General features: G+C 73.5%; 17 protein-coding genes. 10 read left to right on the plus strand and 7 right to left on the minus strand.

The window, feature by feature from the left end; translation table 11 throughout:
- Positions 1-15 precede the first annotated feature (15 nt).
- Complete coding sequence (locus HGB44_RS06730; protein ID WP_013154899.1) at positions 16-183, plus strand: DUF3117 domain-containing protein; 168 nt, start codon at positions 16-18, stop codon at positions 181-183.
- A gap of 99 nt (positions 184-282) precedes the next feature.
- Positions 283-1773 (plus strand): leucyl aminopeptidase, encoded by a 1491-nt coding sequence (locus tag HGB44_RS06735; protein ID WP_061082175.1) that lies wholly within the window; start codon positions 283-285, stop codon positions 1771-1773.
- A gap of 188 nt (positions 1774-1961) precedes the next feature.
- Here the strand turns inward: HGB44_RS06735 and HGB44_RS06740 are convergent, their stop codons facing one another.
- Positions 1962-2975 carry a GNAT family N-acetyltransferase gene (locus HGB44_RS06740; protein ID WP_061082176.1) on the minus strand — a complete coding sequence of 338 codons (1014 nt, stop codon included), beginning with the start codon at positions 2973-2975 and terminating at the stop codon, positions 1962-1964.
- Positions 2976-3046: 71 nt separating this feature from the next.
- Positions 3047-3634: an O-methyltransferase gene (locus HGB44_RS06745; protein ID WP_061082177.1), complete on the minus strand. Its 588-nt coding sequence runs from the start codon at positions 3632-3634 to the stop codon at positions 3047-3049.
- A gap of 314 nt (positions 3635-3948) precedes the next feature.
- On the opposite strand from HGB44_RS06745, the gene sigE reads away from it, so the two are divergent.
- From sigE to HGB44_RS06765, 4 genes are all read left to right on the plus strand, one after another.
- Positions 3949-4563, plus strand: coding sequence for an RNA polymerase sigma factor SigE (gene sigE, locus HGB44_RS06750; protein ID WP_165435966.1), 615 nt, complete (start codon positions 3949-3951; stop codon positions 4561-4563).
- 2 nt (positions 4564-4565) lie between these two features.
- Complete coding sequence (locus tag HGB44_RS06755; protein WP_061082178.1) at positions 4566-5261, plus strand: anti-sigma factor family protein; 696 nt, start codon at positions 4566-4568, stop codon at positions 5259-5261.
- Positions 5258-6358 (plus strand): LolA-like protein, encoded by a 1101-nt coding sequence (locus HGB44_RS06760; RefSeq protein ID WP_061082179.1) that lies wholly within the window; start codon positions 5258-5260, stop codon positions 6356-6358. Before HGB44_RS06755 ends, HGB44_RS06760 begins: the two co-directional genes overlap by 4 nt.
- Before the next feature lie 581 nt (positions 6359-6939).
- Positions 6940-8238, plus strand: a complete 1299-nt coding sequence (locus HGB44_RS06765; protein ID WP_210751271.1) for a S1C family serine protease — start codon at positions 6940-6942, stop codon at positions 8236-8238.
- A gap of 179 nt (positions 8239-8417) precedes the next feature.
- Here HGB44_RS06765 and HGB44_RS06770 read toward each other — a convergent pair whose 3' ends face one another.
- Positions 8418-9557, minus strand: coding sequence for an Mrp/NBP35 family ATP-binding protein (locus HGB44_RS06770; RefSeq protein ID WP_061082180.1), 1140 nt, complete (start codon positions 9555-9557; stop codon positions 8418-8420).
- 481 nt (positions 9558-10038) lie between these two features.
- On the opposite strand from HGB44_RS06770, the gene HGB44_RS06775 reads away from it, so the two are divergent.
- Positions 10039-11100 carry a CPBP family intramembrane glutamic endopeptidase gene (locus HGB44_RS06775; RefSeq protein WP_231972550.1) on the plus strand — a complete coding sequence of 354 codons (1062 nt, stop codon included), beginning with the start codon at positions 10039-10041 and terminating at the stop codon, positions 11098-11100.
- Here the strand turns inward: HGB44_RS06775 and HGB44_RS06780 are convergent.
- Positions 11097-11606 carry a GtrA family protein gene (locus tag HGB44_RS06780; RefSeq protein WP_061082181.1) on the minus strand — a complete coding sequence of 170 codons (510 nt, stop codon included), beginning with the start codon at positions 11604-11606 and terminating at the stop codon, positions 11097-11099. The genes HGB44_RS06775 and HGB44_RS06780 overlap by 4 nt on opposite strands.
- 240 nt (positions 11607-11846) lie before the next feature.
- On the opposite strand from HGB44_RS06780, the gene HGB44_RS06785 reads away from it, so the two are divergent.
- A complete protein-coding gene (locus tag HGB44_RS06785; RefSeq protein ID WP_082768506.1) occupies positions 11847-13004 on the plus strand; it encodes a 5-(carboxyamino)imidazole ribonucleotide synthase in 1158 nt (385 codons plus the stop codon).
- On the plus strand, positions 13001-13555 hold the full coding sequence (gene purE / locus HGB44_RS06790) for a 5-(carboxyamino)imidazole ribonucleotide mutase (protein ID WP_231972547.1): 555 nt from the start codon (positions 13001-13003) through the stop codon (positions 13553-13555). The genes HGB44_RS06785 and purE overlap by 4 nt, the downstream gene beginning before the upstream one ends.
- An 82-nt stretch (positions 13556-13637) precedes the next feature.
- Here purE and HGB44_RS06795 read toward each other — a convergent pair whose 3' ends face one another.
- On the minus strand, positions 13638-14210 hold the full coding sequence (locus tag HGB44_RS06795; RefSeq protein ID WP_061082182.1) for a TetR/AcrR family transcriptional regulator: 573 nt from the start codon (positions 14208-14210) through the stop codon (positions 13638-13640).
- 70 nt (positions 14211-14280) lie between these two features.
- Here HGB44_RS06795 and HGB44_RS06800 point away from each other — a divergent pair, with 70 nt between their 5' ends.
- Positions 14281-15822 carry an MFS transporter gene (locus tag HGB44_RS06800; protein WP_061082183.1) on the plus strand — a complete coding sequence of 514 codons (1542 nt, stop codon included), beginning with the start codon at positions 14281-14283 and terminating at the stop codon, positions 15820-15822.
- A 28-nt stretch (positions 15823-15850) separates the two neighbouring features.
- Here HGB44_RS06800 and HGB44_RS06805 read toward each other — a convergent pair whose 3' ends face one another.
- Complete coding sequence (locus tag HGB44_RS06805) at positions 15851-16594, minus strand: TNT domain-containing protein (RefSeq protein ID WP_061082184.1); 744 nt, start codon at positions 16592-16594, stop codon at positions 15851-15853.
- Between the two features lie 169 nt (positions 16595-16763).
- Positions 16764-18095, minus strand: a complete 1332-nt coding sequence (locus tag HGB44_RS06810; RefSeq protein WP_061082185.1) for a UDP-glucose dehydrogenase family protein — start codon at positions 18093-18095, stop codon at positions 16764-16766.
- Positions 18096-18280 lie beyond the last annotated feature (185 nt).

The following is an 18280-nucleotide window of genomic DNA, read 5'->3' on the forward strand; positions in this document are numbered from 1 at the left end:
AGAAAGGGGAATGGCATGGCGGCGATGAAGCCGAGGACCAGCGACGGGCCGATGGAGGTCACCAAGGAGGGTCGCGGCATCATCATGCGGGTCCCGCTGGAGGGGGGCGGACGCCTGGTCGTCGAGCTGACGCCGGCCGAGGCGACCGAACTCCGGGACGCGCTCAAGGGTGTCGTCGGCTAGGTCCGGCACCACGTTCTTCCCTCCCCCACCCGGGCAGGAACGCCCGACGGCCCCCCGAGGTCGTAGACCCCCATGACAGCGAACGATTGTGAGCGGCCTGTGCCATTCGCCACGGAGATCCAGCCCCGTCCGGGGAGCCTCGCCGAATCCACCGCGGACCTGCTGGTCCTTCCCGTCCTCTCGGGAGACGGCGGACCCGCGGAGGTCGAAGGGGTCGCCGAGGGCGGCCTGACACAGGTGCTTCCGGCTCCGCTCACCGATCTGTTCGCGCACTACTCGCTCGCCGGGAAACCCGGTGAGCTGGCCCAGTTCCCGGTGCCCCGGGACCAGGGGCTGGTACGGCTGGCACTTCTGGGGGTCGGTTCGGGTTCCCCCGACGACCTCCGGAAGGCCGGCGCAGCCCTGTCCCGGGCCGCCCGGGGAAGAGAAAGGGTCGCCCTGGCCTGGCCGGGGGTCGGCGGAGACGCCGCCACCGCCTTCGCCGAGGGCGCCCTCCTGGCCTCCTACACCTTCAGCCTCAAGACCGCCGAACCCCCGGCGGACAGGCGCCCCGCCCCGGTGATCGAGGTGGTGGCCCCGGGCGCCGGGGACCTCGCCGACGCGCTGGAGCGCGGCACCCGGCTGGCCGCGGCCACCGCCCTGGCCCGCGACCTCATCAACACCCCGTCCCTGACCAAGGACCCCGAGTGGATGGCCGCCCGCGCCCGCGAGGTCGCCGCCGAATCCGGCCTCCAGGTACGGGTCTGGGACGAGCGGGAGCTGGAGGACGAGGGCTTCGGCGCCATCCTCGGCGTCGGCCGGGGCTCCTCACGCCCCCCGCGGCTGGTCCAGCTCTCCTACACCCCCGACGACCCCGCCGCGCACGTGGTGCTGGTCGGCAAGGGCATCACCTTCGACACCGGCGGCCTCTCGCTCAAGCCCAACGACAACATGTCGCTGATGAAGACCGACATGAGCGGCTCGGCGGTCGTGCTCGCGGTGCTGTCCGCCCTGTCGGCCGTGGGCGCCCCGGTCCGGGTGACCGGCCTGCTGGCGCTGGCCGAGAACGCCTTCGGCGGCGACGCCACCCGCATCGGCGACGTGCTCACCACCTACGGCGGCACGACCGTCGAGGTGCTCAACTCCGACGCCGAGGGCCGCCTGGTCCTGGCCGACGCCATGGGCTACGCGGTCGCCGAGCTGGCCCCGGACGTGCTCGTGGACGTGGCCACCCTCACCGGCGCGGCCAAGGTCGCGCTCGGTACGGGCACGGGCGCCCTGTACAGCACCGACGACGCGCTCGCCGCGGAGATCGAGACCGCTGGCCGGGCCTCCGGCGAGCCCCTGTGGCGCATGCCGCTGACCGAGGAGTACGCCGAGACCACCAAGTCCCGCGTGGCGGACCTGGCCAACATCGGGACCCGCCGCGACTTCGGCCCGGCGGGGGCCACCGACGCCGCGCTGTTCCTGCGCGAGTTCACCGGCGGCCTGCCCTGGGCCCACCTGGACATCGCGGGCCCGGGCCGGTCGACCAAGGAGAGCGGCCTGCTCAGCAAGGGCGGCACCGCCTTCGCCACGCGCACCCTGCTGCGCTGGCTCGCCGAGCGCTAGCCGCCCCTCCCCTCCGCCGTGATCTTGTACTCGTAGCGAGGTTCGAGCGCCGAGACGCGCTACAAGTACAAGATCATCCCAGGTCAGGGCCTCATGAGCCACACCGGTGACAGGCCCGGCCAGCTCGCCGGAACCCGCTCGGGGACGGAGCCGGGCCGGGAACCCCCCGCTTCCGCGGGGGAGGGGCCTCATCCGGGCAGGACGCGCTGGAACTCGTGGAGGCGCTCCACCGGGCGAAAGCCCAGGCGCAGGTTGACCCCGCGCATGGGGGCGTTCCCCGGGGCGTTCCAGGTGCGGACCTGGACCCGCTCGGGGAACTCCGCGGCCAGCACCTCCAGGTTGCGCAGCTTCAGCGCCGAGCCCAGGCGGTTGCCCCGGTGCCCGGGCGCCACCAGGGTGTCCTCCTGGTAGGCGGCGCCCTCCCCCTCGGGCAGGGCGATCTCGCTGTACCCGGCCAGGCCGCCGGTGGAGGCCCGGGCCGCGCAGACGAGCGTGCGGTACCGCTGGGAGCGGCGGCGGTCCTCCTGGTCACGGACGCGCGCGGGGTCCCAGAGCCCGCGCTCGAAGGCCGCCTCCCCGAGCGGGACGTCGGCCTGCATCCGCGTGCGCAGCCGCGCGTAGTCGGCCAGCAGCTCCTCGGGGCACCTGTCCGTCCAGGTCAGCAGCTCGTAGCGGGACCCGAGGGCGAGCACGTCGGCGCCGACCTCCTCGCGGACCCGCGCGGCCAACGGGAGCTCCAGGACGTAGTAGTCCTCCTCGTGGACCGCTTCGAACCCGCGCGCGAGCGCGAAGCGGGCACCGGGCCAGTCCTCGAAGGAGCGGTCCGGGGGCGACTGGACCCCGCCCAGCACGGTCGTGCGCCCCTCGTCGGCCAGGACGCGCTCCGCGTGTTCCAGGAGGCGGCTCCCGTGGCCCCTGCGCCGCACCCCGACGGGCACGTTGACGTCCGCCTCGGCCAGGTACAGGTTGTCCCGGTCGCCGAACTCCAGCAGGAGCGCGCCCACGACCCCGCCGTCCTCCCCGTGGGCCGCGTAGGCCAGGGCCCGCCGCTCGCCCCCGCGTCCGGAGAGCACCGCGCGCAGGGAGTCCGGGTGCGGGAGAGGGACCACCCCGGGGTCGCGGTCGGCGAGCGCGGCCGCGCGCACGGCCGCGTACCAGGCGTCGAAGGCGGCGGGGTCCGTGCTGTCGACGCGGCTGATCACCGTCGGTCGTGTCCTTTCCGTGGGCGGGCGCGCGGGGCGGCTCGGAGGAGGGCGGAGCCGTGGAGAGCGCCCTACCGGATGGCGGCCAGCAGCCCCTCGCCCACCGGCATCAGCATGGGGATGAACTCCTCCCCCTCCCGCACACGGCGGATCACCTCGCGTACGGCGGTCTCGCGGGGGTCGGGCACGCGCAGCGGGCCGTCCGGCTCGCTGGAGGCCACCATGGCGCCGTTGAACACCATCATCCCGCCCCGGCGCAGCAGGCGCAGCGCCTCGTCCATGTACAGGGGGTAGGACACCGTGTCGGCGTCCACGAACACCAGATCGTACCCGCCGTCGGTCAGCCGCGGCAGCACCTCCAGGGCCGTCCCGCGGATCAGCCGGGCCCGGCCGGGGCCGAAACCCGCGCGGGAGTACGCCGAGCGCGCGTAGTCCTGGTAGGCGGCGTTGGTGTCCACCGTGGTCAGGATCCCGTCCGGGGTCATCCCCCGCAGCAGCCAGATCCCCGACACCCCGCACCCGGTGCCGATCTCCACCACGGAGCGGGCGCCGATGGAGGCGGCCAGGAAGCGCAGGGCCGTGCCCGTCGCCGCGTCCACCGGCGGGGCCGACGACCGGCCTCCCGTCTCGTAGGCGTCCGCCAGCGGCTCGTCCTCCATGGCGTCCTGCTCGAACCGGGACTGCTCGGCGCGGACCCAGGTGATCCGGGCCGCGGTCTCCTCCGGACTGGCGATAACGGCCTCCCACGGCGTTCACGTGTCTGGTGGGGCTCTGACCAGTGGATGGTCACCCAACGTAGAATGTCGGTCGCGGCCAGGTCATGTCCCTGGCAAAAGACTAGCCTGAACCGGACCGAACTCCGAGCGTTGCGGCGGGAACTTAATCCACGTCCTCCGGCGTTGAAACGGGATGAACGTACGTTGACCGCCACGAAGCAAACTCCCCCCGGCCAACCTGGCGGCGGATCGACGGGATGAAGGGAGCAGCGGTGCCAGAGTCCGGCCCTGCCGTGGAATTCGAGGCATGGGAACCCCCGAGCTGGGACGAGGTCGTGCGGACCCACTCCCCGCGCGTGTACCGGCTCGCCTACCGGCTGACCGGCAACAAGCACGACGCCGAGGACCTCACGCAGGAGGTCTTCATCCGGGTCTTCCGCTCACTGGCCAACTACACCCCCGGCACCTTCGAGGGGTGGCTGCACCGCATCACCACCAACCTCTTCCTCGACATGGCCCGGCGCCGGGCCCGCATTCGCTTCGAGGGCCTGGCCGAGAACGCCGACGAGCGCCTGGAGGGCCGCGAGCCCTCTCCCGCGCAGCGCTACGACGACCGGCACTTCGACGCCGACATCCAGTCCGCCCTGGACGCGCTGCCCGCCGAGTTCCGCGCCCCGGTCGTCCTGTGCGACATCGAGGGACTCTCCTACGAGGAGATCGCGGCGACGCTCGACGTCAAGCTCGGCACCGTCCGCAGCCGGATCCACCGGGGCCGCGCCCAGCTGCGCCGGGCCCTGGAGCACCGGCGGTCCCTGGCCGCCGACAACGAGGCGCGCAGCGGCGGAAACGTCATCAACGGGGAGGCGGAGTGAGTATGAACCACCTCGGAGAGCGGCTCTCCGCGCTCATCGACGGCGAACTCGGCCCTGTCGACCACGAGAGCGCCCTCATCCACCTGGCCAAGTGCGAGTCGTGCCGCTTCGAGGCCGACATGATGCGCCGCCTCAAGCGCCGCCTGCACGGCCTGGGCGAGCCCGAGCCCGACACGGACTTCATGGGGCGGCTCACCAGCCTGTCCCGCGACCACGGGCCCTCGGACCGGGGGCCCTCCGGACCCTCCGCCGGCGGGAACGGCTTCGGCAGCAGCCCGCCCCTGGGCTCCTCCCGTCCCCTGGGGGGCTTCCCCGGAGGCGCCCTGGCCGCCGCGCCCCCGCTCTCGGGGGGCACAACGCCCGCCACGGGCACCGGGGCGCCCGCCACGGGCCGCCCGGCTCCTTCCCGGCCGGAGCGCGCCGCGGGGTCCGAGCGTCGACGCCGCGGCGACCGCCTCGCGGACCTGTTCCCGACCTTTCCCGGCGGCCGCTACGCCGTCGCGGGCTTCGCCGTGGCCACGGCCCTGCTCGGCAGCGCGTTCGTGGCCGGGGGCGACACCGAGGAGACGCCGGTGGTCGAGCCCCGCCTGGCCGACTACGCGGTCGAGCACGCGCTGACCAGCCGCAACATTCCGGTGGTCGACGCGCGGCCCACCGCCGTCGAAGGCCCCCATGGCCCCACCGAAACCACCCGGTGAGCGCGGAGGAACCCTCCTCCGCCAACTCCGCCCCGGTCACGATCCTCGTCGTGGCACTGCTGTGCGCCCTGCTGCTCACGGCCGCCACGCACCCCCATCCCACGGCGGTCCCGGCCGAGGGAGACGACGACGGGATGTCGGTGCTGCACCGCGCCGCCGCCGCGGAGGACGAGATCGCCTACTCGGCCGTGCGCGAGATCATCGGACCGGAGGACGCAGAGGGCACGGAGAACACGGAAGGCGCGCAGGCGGCGGAGGGCCGTGCGCTGCGTGTGCGCGTGGTGAGCAGGCCCGGCGACGGCATCGCCCTGGCCCCCGTCGGCGACGAGGAGTCCGCCCTCGTGGTGGACGCCTCCTCGGCCCTGGAGTCGCTGGACGACCGCCTGCTCAGCATGCTCGGCGACACCTACGCCGTCTCGGACGCGGGCCCCGCCCGCCTGGACGGCCGGGAGGCCCGCCTGGTGGAGGCCGGACGCGCTGACGGCACCGTCGCCGGGCGGTTCTGGGTGGACACAGCCACCGGCCTGCTCCTGGGCAGGAGCGTCTACGGGGCCGACGGCGAGCAGGCGCTCGGCTTCCGTCTCACCGGGCTCGAACTGGGGGAGGAGGACTGGCCGGAGGAGGCGTTCGGCGACTCCCCCTGGAGCGACACCCTCTCCGGGACCGAGCGCGCCGACCTGCGCGCGAAGGAGTGGCCCCTCCCGGAGTGCCTGGCCTGGAACCTGCGGCTCGTCGACGCCCGGTCCACCGAGCACGGCGGGCACCGCGTCGTGCACGCCGTCTACTCGGACGGTCTGTCCCAGGTGTCGGTTTTCACCCAACGTGGGAAGCTGGACAGCAAGCATTCCCCCACAGACCCGACCGGATACGCCGGAACCGGGACGGGGGGAAGCGGCGTCACACCACAACACGGCACGATCTTCGGCGGAGACGCGGGCCAGTACCAGAGCATGTGGCAGGCGAACGGCTTCGTCTACACGGTGCTCGCGGACGCCCCCGCGGGGCTGGCCTCGTCCGCCGTGACCGCGCTGCCCGGGCCGGGTTCGGGTTTCTGGGCCCGGGTGCACCGCGGTCTGTCCCGGCTGGGGTTTCTCTAGCACCCCGGCCGGTCCCGTGCCGTCCCACAGCCGAGCGACTTACGGAGCAGGTCTTGAGTGAGGAAAACGGCCGCCCGGAACACGGGGGAGAGCCCGGCCGGGCGACCCCGCCGGGCGGTGGAACACCCCCTGAGCGCGCCGCGCCCGGTCCGGTGAACGGGCCGGACGCGGCACCCGCGGAGCGCCCCCGGTGGCCAGCCCGTGCGGAGCGCCCCCGGTGGCCCGCCCGGGCCGCCGGAACGCCGCTGACACCCTCCCCGAACACCTCCGCGGACCAGGAGGGCGACCCCGTGCCCCCGCGTCACCCCGGGCCGGTTCCGCGGTCCGGGCAGGGGGTCCCCGGCGCACAGGCCGCCCCCATCCAGCCTCCCGGCAGTGGAGACCCCATGAACCCCACCCCTGACCCCGGACCGGGCGAGCGGCCCGTCGCCCCCCGATCCGACCAGACCTCCTCCCATTCCGGGACCGGAGGCTTCCCCGGTCCCGGCAATCCCTCCGGTCCCACCGCCTACACCAGCTCCGCCAATCCCTCCGGTCCGGCCTACCCCGGTCCCGGTACCCCCTCGGCTCCCGGCAACCCCATGAATCCCGGTGCTCCCTCAGCCTCCGGACAGCACACCGGCCCCACAAGCCAGTCGGCCGCCCACGGCGGCTACGCGGCGGCGTTCCAGGCGGGGCACGCCGCTCCCGCGAACCAGCCCGGCGCCCCCGGTCCGGGCTCCCCGGCACCCGGCGTCACAGGGCCTCACGCGACCGACCCCTACGCCGCCTCGCAGCCCCCCGCGCCCAGGCGGCCGCGGCGCGGCGTCCCGATGTGGATGGTGCTGTCGGGCATGCTCGTCGTCGCGCTCATCGCCGGAGGCGCCGGCGGTGTCGCGGGCACCCTCCTCGGCGGCTCCTCCGGCAACGAGGCGGCGCAGGAGGAGGGCCCGGTCATGAACGAGCCGCCGCCCGAGGCCCCCCAGCGCGACCCCGACACCATCGCCGGTGTGGCCCAGCGGGTCAGCCCGAGCGTGGTGTTCATCCACAGCGCCGACCCCAGCGTCCCGAGCAGCGGCTCCGGGTTCGTCATCGACGGGAACTACGTGGTGACCAACGACCACGTCTCCGCCGGTCTGGAGGAGGACGGCATCGTCGTGGAGTACAGCGACGGCAGCCTCTCCGACGCCTCCGTGGTCGGTTCAGACCCCAGCTCCGACCTCGCGGTGCTGTCGCTGGACGACCCGATCGACGTCGAGCCGCTCCAGTTCGGCGACTCCGAGCAGGTCATCGTCGGGGACGAGGTGATCGCCATCGGCGCGCCCCTGGGCTTCTCCGGAACCGTGACGCAGGGCATCATCAGCGCCGTCAACCGCCCGGTCAGCTCCGGCGAGGGCGAGAACGCCAGCCGCTTCTACGCGCTCCAGACCGACGCCGCCATCAACCCTGGCAACTCCGGCGGCCCGCTGGTGGACCTGGAGGGCCGGGTCATCGGGGTCAACTCGATGATCGTCACCATGGGCTACATGGGGGAGCCCACGGGCAACATCGGCCTGGGCTTCGCGATCCCGTCGGCGGAGGTCGACCGCGTCGTCAACCGCCTCATCGAGTACGGCGAGACCAGCTACGCCGACATCGGGGCCGAGATCGACCTGGACAGCCCGGTCGCGGGCGCGGTCATCGCCGACGGCGGGAACGCGGTGGAGAGCGGCGGCCCGGCGGACCAGGCGGGTCTGGAGCCGGGCGACGTCATCCTCTCCCTGGACGGGCGCCCGGTGAACTCGGGCCAGGAGCTGCTCGCCATGCTGCGCAGCCGCAGCCCGGGCGACGAGATCGAGATCGAGTACGACCGCGACGGCCAGCGCGAGACCGTCACGGTCACGCTGGGCTCGTCGGACTGACCGACCCGGCCCGGCAGTCCCGGTCTGGCCGCCGCGGACCGGCCGTCCCGGACACACGCGAGGCCCCCGAGCCCGGAGCTCGGGGGCCTCGTTCCCGTCCGGGGCCGCGGCCCCTGAAGAGGTGTCGTCCGGAGCCCGGACATGGGCCGAAGCGAAGCGGGGGCCCAGAGGAACGCTGTCTAGCGGCCCGCCGGGGAGATGCCCAGCTGCATACCGGCCAGCCCGCGGGGCTTGCCGACCAGGGTGTCGGCGATCGAGGTGATCACCCTGCTGGCCTCGGCCTCGGGGGTGGTCAGCACCAGGGGCTTGCCCTCGTCGCCGCCCTCGCGAAGCCGGGTGTCCAGGGGCACCTGGCCCAGCAGCGGGATGTCCGTGCCCAGCGTCCGGGTGAGGGCGTCGGCGACCGTGCGGCCACCGCCCTCACCGAACAGGTGGACCGGCTCCCCGCCGTCCGGCGGCAGGTAGTACGACATGTTCTCGATCACGCCCGCGATCCGCTGGTGGGTCTGGGCGGTGATGGCGCCCGCGCGCTCGGCGACCTCGGCGGCGGCCTGCTGCGGTGTGGTCACCACGAGCAGCTCCGCGTTGGGCAGCAGCTGCGCGGTGGAGATGGCGATGTCACCGGTGCCCGGGGGCAGGTCCATCAGCAGCACGTCCAGGTCGCCCCAGAACACGTCCGACAGGAACTGCTGGAGGGCGCGGTGCAGCATCGGTCCCCGCCACACCACAGGCTGGTTGCCCTGCGTGAACATGCCGACCGAGATGACCTTGATGTCATGCGCGGTGGGCGGCAGGATCATGTCCTCGACCTTGGTCGGGAAGTCCGACGCGCCGAGCATGCGGGGCACCGAGTGGCCGTAGATGTCGGCGTCCACGACGCCGACCTTGTGGCCCTGGGCGGCCATGGCCGCGGCCAGGTTCACGGTGACGGAGGACTTGCCGACACCGCCCTTGCCGGAGGCGACGGCGAAGACGCGGGTGAGCGAGTTCGGCTTGGCGAAGGGGATCTCCTTCTCCGCCTGGCCGCCGCGCAGCTTGGTCTGGAGTTCCTTGCGCTGCTCGTCGCTCATCACGTCGAGCTCGACGCGCACGGAGGTGACCCCGGCGACCTTGGTCACCGCGGCGGTCACGTCCTTCTCGATACGGCCCTTCATCGGGCATCCGGCCACCGTGAGGTAGATGCCGACGCTCACGGTACCGTCGTCGGCGATGTCGACGCTCTTGACCATGCCGAGATCGGTGATGGGGCGGTGGATCTCCGGGTCTTGCACCGTGGCCAGGGCTGTGTGCACCTGCTCGGTGGATGGTGTGGAGGACATGTGCTCAATCGTAGGTCAGCGGGACGGGACGGCGGCCTGCCGGATCGCTCCCGCGGGCCATCTCCTTCAACGAGGGCGCCGCGCCGCGCATTCCGTGTCCCCCTGACCGGTGCCGTGCGGCCTCCGCCACGGCGGTGCGCCACGAGGCCGGTGGAAGGGCGGGGGAGGGGCCGCAGGGAAGGGTGTGAGGGATGTCGCGGGGGAGGCGGGGCGCGGAGGGAGCCGTCCGGCACCGTGCGCACCACCCTGTGCACCCTGTGCGTGTCGTGACCAGGCGATAACGGCGTGGCCTTAACGCTGGCAATACATGCCCGGATAGTAGTCTCGGCGCACGATGGGAAATGTGCCGCCACCGCCTGGTTCGTCCTGGCCCGCCGCGCCCGAGGGGCCGGAGGGGCGGGCTGCCGGGGCCTACACACAGGAGCAGACCTGGGCGGATCCTCCCGGAGGGGGGAGGCTGACGCCGCCCGGGGGCTACGCCGTGGCCGCCGCCGACCCGGACGTGTGGGCCTGGCCGCCGCCGAGACCGGTGCGCAGGAACCACTTCGCCCGCGCGGAACTCCCCGAGGACGAGTCCTACCACAGGCTGGGCCGGACGTCCCGCTTCCGCTGGTGGTTCACGCCGCTCACCCTGGCCGTCCTCGCGGTCCTGGTCTTCTTCCTGTGGATGGCCATCATCCTGTCGGTGACGATCGTGGCGATCATCAACGGCAGCGGGCTGGCCCCGGACTCGGTCACCCTGAGCGTGATCGCCGAGATGGCCTTCGGACTCCTGGCGTCGGCGCTGTTCATCCCCATCGTCCTCTTCCTGGTCCGCGTCGTGCAGTGGCGCCGGATCGGTTCCCTGTTCTCCGTCGAGGGGCGGATGCGCTGGGGCTGGCTGGTCCGCTGCACGGCGGTGGCGATCGTCCCGGTCGCCCTGTGCGTCGTGGCCTTCCTGCCGCTGGCCGAACTCCTCCGGCCCGACCTGGTGCCCCGGGGGGCCTCCGGCGGAACCGAGGTGTTCGCCGCGGCGATGACCGTCATCGTGCTGCTGGTGCCGTTGCAGTCGGCGGCCGAGGAGCTGACCCTGCGCGGCATGCTCATGCAGCTGGTGGGCGCGCTCGGCGCCCGCTCCGACGAGCGGCGCGGCGGGTCCGCGGTCTCGCGGGTCCTGCGCTCCCCGGGCCTGGCCGTCCTGGCCAGCGGAACCCTGTTCGCGGCGCTGTACCTGGCCACGCACCCGGGCGACCCGTGGACCACCGCGGCGCTCGCGGTGATGGGGCTGGGGATGTCCTGGCTGACCCTGCGCACGGGCGGTCTGGAGGCGGCGATCGGCCTGCACGTGGTCAACAGCCTCGTGCAGTTCACGCTGTGCGTGTTCGAGGGCCGCATGGAGCAGATCGGCACGGGGGTCATGGTCGGCTCGGGCCTGCCCCTGGGAGCGGGCACACCGCTGGTGCTGGTGCTGTCCCTGATCCAGGTGGGGCTGTACGTGCTGGCGGTGGTGTGGCTGGCCGGCCGCCGCGGGGTGCGGCGCAGGAGCGCGGCCGCGACGCGTTAGAGGCCTCGGACCCCGGGCCGGGCGACCGGCTCGCCGGCGGGGGCCTCCGCGTGCCCGCGGACCGGGTCGCCGCTCCGCTCGGGGAACACCCACGCGCGGTAGGAGAAGAACCGGAAGAGCGTGCCCAGGCCCACCCCCACCACGTTGCCCGCGATGTTGCTCGCGAGCGGGCCGTCGAACCCCAGCACGTACACCGAGAAGCCCAGGCAGGCCAGCTGGAGGAGCATCCCGACGCCGTTCATCAGCAGGAACAGCGCGGTCTCGCGGCCGTAGCCGGTCCGGGCCCGGTCGCCGAAGGTCCAGAACCGGTTGCCGACGAACGCCACCGCGATCGAGCACAGCGTCCCGACCACCTGCCCGGTGAGAGGACCCGCCCCGGCCGCGCTCCACAGCAGGTTGGTCGTCCCCAGCTGCACCACGTAGGCCACGGCACCCACGGAGCCGAACTTTCCCACCTCCCGGACGAGCTTGGCGATCCTGGGGTGGCGGGAGAGGAAGTTCCGCACGGTCTGCGCCTCCGGTCCTGTGGTCGGGATGGTCGGGCCCGCCTCCGCGCGGACCCGTCTCGGCCGGGCCGCCGACCGGGGGCGGCGGGGGCCTGGGACCGCCGCGTTCGCACGCCCTAGACTCTAGCCGGGGGTCGCACCAGGACCCCGGCCGCGGGTTCCGAGCCGATCCGGCCAGGTCCCGCCGCGCGGGGCCGTCCCGTCACCGCGGTTGACGAGCAGCATGTGAGTTGAGGAACTGTGAGCGAGCGTAACCGCACCGTCCCGCGCGTGGGAATGGTGGGAGGGGGCCAACTCTCCCGGATGACCCACCAGGCGGGCATCGCCCTGGGGGTCGACTTCTCGGTACTGGCGGCCAGCCCCACCGACAGCGCCGCGCTGGTGTGCGGTGACGTCTCCCTTGGCGACGACCGCGGCCTCGACGACGTCCTGGCCTTCGCCAAGGCCCACGACGTCGTCACCTTCGACCACGAGCACGTGCCCGAGCCCGTCCTGCGCGCGGTCGAGGAGGCCGGGGGCCTGCTGCGCCCGGGCCGCGACGCGCTGCGCTTCGCCCAGGACAAACTGCGCATGCGTACCCGCATGGCCGAGCTGGACGCGCCTTCGCCGCGCTGGCGGGCCGTCACCACCCTGGAGCACGTCACCGCCTTCGCCGGGGAGACCGGGTGGCCGGTCGTGCTCAAGGCCGCCCGCGGCGGCTACGACGGCAAGGGCGTGTGGGTCGTCGGCGGCGCCGACGAGGCGCGCGGGGTCGTGGACCGCGCCGCCGCCGAGGAGGTGCCGCTCCTGGTCGAGGAGAAGGTGGACTTCTCGCGCGAGCTCGCCGTGCAGGTCGCCCGCTCCCCGCACGGGCAGGTCGCGGTCTATCCGGTCGTGGAGACCGTGCAGCGCGGCGGCATCTGCCACGAGGTGATCGCCCCCGCCCCGGGCCTGTCCGAGGACAAGGCCACCCGCGCCCAGCAGCTGGCCATCGAGATCGCCCAGGCACTGGACGTGACCGGGGTCCTGGCCGTGGAGCTGTTCGAGACCGCCGACGGCGTGGTCGTCAACGAGCTGGCCATGCGCCCGCACAACTCCGGCCACTGGAGCATCGAGGGCGCGCGGACCTCCCAGTTCGAGCAGCACCTGAGGGCCGTGCTGAACCTGCCGCTGGGCTCGCCGCGCACCAACGCGCCCTACACCGTCATGGCCAACCTGCTGGGCGGTGAGGACCCCGAGGTCTACCGCCGCTACCTGCACGTGATGGCGAAGGACCCCGAGGTGAAGGTGCACTTCTACGGCAAGGACGTGCGTCCGGGCCGCAAGATCGGGCACGTCACCGTGATGGGTGAGGACTACCGGGACCTGCTGGCGCGCGCGCGAGACGCCGCCGCCTACCTGCGAGGAGACGAACAGTGATCGACAGCGCCAACGGGCGGGACGCGAGGGGCCCCGTGGTGGGCATCGTGATGGGCTCGGACTCCGACTGGCCGGTGATGCGGGAGGCGGCCGAGGCCCTGCGCGAGTTCGACGTCCCCTTCGAGGCCGACGTGGTCTCGGCGCACCGCATGCCGCACGAGATGATCTCCTACGGAGCCGAGGCCGCCGGTCGCGGCCTGAAGGTGGTCATCGCCGGTGCGGGCGGGGCGGCCCACCTGCCGGGCATGCTGGCCTCGGTGACGACCCTGCCGGTGGTGGGCGTCCCGGTGCCGCTCAAGTACCTCGACGGCATGGACTCGCTGCTGTCCATCGTGCAGATGCCCGCCGGGGTGCCGGTGGCGACCGTGGCCGTGGGCGCGGCCCGCAACGCGGGTCTGCTGGCGGTGCGCATCCTGGCGGCCGGCGACCCCGCGCTCGCCGAGCGGATGGCCCGCTTCCAGGAGGAGCTGAAGGAGCAGGCCCACGCCAAGGGCGAGCGGCTGCGCCGCGAGGTGGAGAGCGGGGGCAGGCCCACCGGCTTCGGCCGCTAGCCCGCCGACGCCTCCAGGGCCCCGCCGACGCCCGAACGGCCCCGGTACCCGTCCGCGGGTGCCGGGGCCCTCGCGTGCCCGCTCAGTCCTCGGCGGGCAGGAGGACGCGCAGCCCCTCGACCGCCTGGTCCACGGTCGGCAGCGCCTCGGGGTCGATGAGGTACTGGACGAGGTAGCCGGTGACGAAGTTGTAGGCCATGGAGCCCAGCCCGGCCTCGACGGAGGGGTCGACCTCCCCGGGGTCCAGGTCGAGCAGGAGCGCGGCCAGCCCCCTGCGGGCGTCCCGGAGGCCCTCGGCCAGGACGGTGCGGACACCGTCGTCGAACTGGGCCTGTGCGTAGGCCTGGACACTGGCGACGAGCAGGTCGCGCTCCTCGGGCAGGGCCCGGAAGAGCGCGTCGAGCAGGACGCGCAGCCGGTCGGGCGGGGCCTCGGCGCGCGAGGCGCTGACGGCGGCCTCGAAGACGTCGCCCCACTCACCGGTCGCCTCGATCACGGCCGTGTTCATCAGGTTGTCCTTGGACCCGAAGTGGTACCCGATGGAGGCCAGGTGCGCCCCGGACGCGGCGGCGATGTCGCGCGCCGTGGTCTTGCCGTAGCCCTTCTCCACCAGGCACTTCCTGGCACCCGCCAGCAGGTCTTCACGTTGGCTCATGCCCGCGATCCTAGCATTTGAACGTACGTACATATTGACACCCGATTTTGACGTACGTACGATCACGGCCATGAACCCTCAACGTGCCACCGCCCGTACGTGGGCCGGACTGGTCTGCCTGCTCATCCCGGCGCTGCTGGTGTCCATGGACATCTCGGTGCTCTTCGTCGCCGCGCCCGCCATCGCCGAGGCGCTCCAGCCCACCTCCTCGCAGTGGCTGTGGATGATGGACGTCTACGGCTTCGTACTGGCCGGACTGCTCGTCACCATGGGAAGCCTGGGCGACCGGATCGGCCGCAGGCGGCTGCTGCTCACCGGCGGGGTGCTCTTCGGCGCCGCGTCCGTGCTGCTGGCGCTGGCGCCCACGGCGGAGCTGTTCATCGCCGGGCGGGTCCTGCTGGGCGCGGCCGGGGCGACCCTGGCCCCCTCCACGCTCTCCCTGGTCCGCGACATGTTCACCGACCCCCGGCAGCGCGGCACGGCGGTCGGCGCCTGGACCGTCGCCTTCACCGGCGGCGCGGTCGCCGGGCCGATCCTCGGCGGACTGCTCCTGGAGTTCTTCTGGTGGGGCTCGGTCTTCCTCGTCAACCTGCCGTTCATGGTCGTGCTGGTGGTCGCCGCGCCCCTGCTCGTCCCCGAGTCACGTGACCCGCGGGCGCCCGGCTTCGACCTGCCGGGCGCGGTCCTCTCGCTCGCCGCCGTCCTCGGCCTGGTCCACGCGGTCAAACGCCTGGCCGAGCACGGGACCGACCTCCACGCCCTCACCGCCCTGGCGGTCGGGGCGGTCCTCCTGGCGCTGTTCGTGCTGCGGCAGCGCCGCGCCGCGCACCCGCTGATGGACGTCTCGCTCTTCGCCCGCCCCGCGTTCGCCGCCGCGGTCAGCGGCAACACCGTCGTGGCCTTCGCCGCCGGGGGGATGGGGCTCCTGACCTTCACCTTCCTCCAGACCGTGCACGGTCTGAGCCCGCTCCACGCGGCCCTGTGGGGGCTGCCGACGCTCCTGGGCACCGTCCTGGGGGCGACCCTGGCCGGCGCGGCCGGGCCCCGGGTCCGCCCCGGCGCGCTCATGGCGGCAGGGCTGATCCTCAGCGCGGCGGGGTTCGCGGTCGTGGGCCTGGTGGACACCGACACGCACCTGGCGGTGTTCCTCGGCGGCTACACCCTGCTGACCTGCGGAGTCGGGGTCGTCGCGACCCTGGCCAACACGCTGGTCCTGGCCACGGCGCCCCGCGAGCGCGCCGGTGCCGCCGCGGGGATCTCCGAGACCAGCACCGAGTTCGGCGCCGCCCTGGGCATCGCGGTCCTGGGGACCGCGGCCGCCACCGTCTACCGCACGTCCGTGGCGGACGAGCTGCCCTCGGTGGGCGGGGCCGCGGCCGAGACCGTCACCGGCGCCCTGGCCGCCGCCCCGGGGGCGCAGGACCCCGGAGCCCTGGTCGACGCGGCCTTCACCGCCTACACGACCGGGGTCAGCACCGCCGCCCTCATCGGCGCGGGCGTCCTGGCCGCGGTCGCGCTCCTGGTCGCCGTCGCCCTGCGCGAGCTGCCCCCCGGGACCGGTGAGGAGTCCGGCGCGCCGGCCCCGGCCGACGACGCACCGGCCCGACCGTGACCGGGCCGCCGTACGCGCCGGCGCCCGTTCACCTCGGGGCGGTGTCGAGGTAGCCGGCGAAGCCCTCGGCCAGGACGCACTCCCCGGCCGGGCGCTGCTCCAGGTGGCCGCCCTCCATGAGCTGACTGACCGAGGCGTACTCCGCCTCGGGTGCCTCCACGACCCCCTCGGCGGGGACGAGCACCTGCTCGCCGCCGCCGGGCTGCTCGAAGTGCGGGGCGATCGGTCCGACCAGGGCGGTGAACTCCTCGGTCACCTCGTAGCAGTTGTAGTTGTGCTCGGGCCCGTCCGGCCATGTGTTCAGCGAGTCCGGCGGTAGGGCGCGCTCCTCGTACCGCGCCCCCGCCGGGGCCAGGAACGTGCCGCGCGGGGACCCGAAACGGTCCAGCATCCACCCCTCGGGCAGGACCCGCAGCTCGGTCACCGGCTCGCCGTCCTCCACCACGAAGCCCATGTGGTCGGGGTAGTCCCAGCCCTCGGGTGTGGCCCAGCGGTCCAGGAACGCGACGGGGGTGAGACCGCCGAGCCGCTCGTACCCCTCCAGCAGCGCGCCGACCGGTCCGTCCTCGGGCAGGTCGGCGGGGCCGAGGCGGCGGTCGCCGCACAGGTACCGCTCCAGGTCCTCCTCGCTCGGCGGCGGGTCGAGCACCGGACACCCTGTCTCCTGCGGTGCGAGGGGAGCCGACGGCGCGGGCGGCGCGGGCGCCGCATGGGCGGGCTGGGCCGCCAGGAGCAGGGCCAGCGCGGTGCCGACCGTCACGGAAAGCTTCACGGGTGGGACTCCGTCCGTCCTCGGACGCCCGGCACGGTGCCGGGCGCACTCGGGCAACTACGGAGTGAAGTCAATCATGGCCGTTGCGTCACGACCGGGGTTCCGGCCGAAAAGGCGGACGGCCGGACCCGCGCGGGTCCGGCCGTCGTGCGTGGCGAGGGGGGAGGGGCTACTGGCGGCCCAGCGCCCGGTAGGTCCAGCCCGAGGCGCGCCAGTACGTGGGGTCGAGCGCGTTGCGCCCGTCCACGATGCGCTTGCGGGCCACCACCCCGGCCAGCTCCTCCGGGTTGGCCTCGCGGAACTCCGCCCACTCGGTGAGCAGCAGCACCACGTCGGCGCCGCGCGCCGCCGCCAGCATGGAGTCGGCGTAGTTCAGCTCCGGGTGCGCCTCGCGCGCCCGCTCCAGGGCCTGCGGGTCGTACACCGTCACCTGGGCGCCCAGGGAGGCGATGGTGGAGGCCACGTCCAGGGCGGGCGAGTCGCGGATGTCGTCGGAGTTGGGTTTGAACGCCGCGCCCAGAACGGTCACCGTGCGACCGGCGAAGCTCCCGCCGATCAGCTGGCGGGCGATGTCGATGGTGCGCGCGCGGCGGCGCTGGTTGATCGCGTCCACCTCGCGCAGGAAGGACAGCGCGGGCTCCACGCCCAGCTCGTCGGCGCGCGCCATGAACGCGCGGATGTCCTTGGGCAGGCAGCCGCCACCGAAGCCCAGGCCCGGACCGAGGAACTTGCCGCCGATGCGGTCGTCGTAGGACAGCGCCTCGGCCAGCTGGATGACGTCGGCCCCGGCCACCTCCGACACCTCCGCCATGGCGTTGATGAAGGAGATCTTCGTGGCCAGGAAGGCGTTGGCCGACACCTTGACCAGTTCGGCGGTCTGGAGGTCGGTCAGCAGGAAGGGGACGCCGTCGTCGATCTGGCGCTGCCACAGGGCGCGCACGGCCTTCTCGACCCGGGGGGAGTCGGTGCCGATCACGATCCGGTTCGGGTGCAGGGTGTCCTCCACCCCGAAGCCCTCGCGCAGGAACTCCGGGCTCCACCCCAGCTCGGCCTCCTCGCCGGCGGGGGCCAGCGCGGACAGCCGCGCGGCCAGGGTCGCCGCGGTGCCCACGGGAACGGTGGAGCGGCCCACGACCACGGTGGGGCGGGTCAGGTGCGGGGCCAGCTGGTCCACCGCGGCGTTGACGTAGCGCAGGTCGGCCGCGCCGGAGTCGTCGCGCTGCGGCGTGCCCACGCAGATCAGGTGCAGGTCGGCGAACTCCGCGGCCTCGGCGAAGGAGGTCGTGAAGTGCAGGCGGCCGGTCCCCAGGTTCGCGGTGAGCAGCTCTTCGAGCCCGGGCTCGAAGAAGGGGACCCTGCCGGAGCGGAGCATGTCGATCTTGGCCTCGTCGACGTCGAGTCCCAGGACCTCGAACCCCATCTCGGCCAGGCAGGCCGCGGTGGTGGCACCCAGGTACCCGGTACCGATGACGGAGACGCGCATACGGTCCGCTTCGACCACTGGTGGTGTCCTTCCTCGCTTTCGTCCGCTCCCGTTTCGCTGGTTGTGCCCGCTGGAGGCGGTCAACACCCTGCTTGAGGGCAGAAAACGGACATTGTTCAGCCTACGGGTGTGCCCGGGGCGCGATGCATCACCTTACGCGCCGGGGTGTGGCGCACGACCGAACGCCGCGTGAACAGTCAGGC

It is taken from the genome of Nocardiopsis alborubida (assembly GCF_012396365.1).
Classification (GTDB): domain Bacteria; phylum Actinomycetota; class Actinomycetes; order Streptosporangiales; family Streptosporangiaceae; genus Nocardiopsis; species Nocardiopsis alborubida.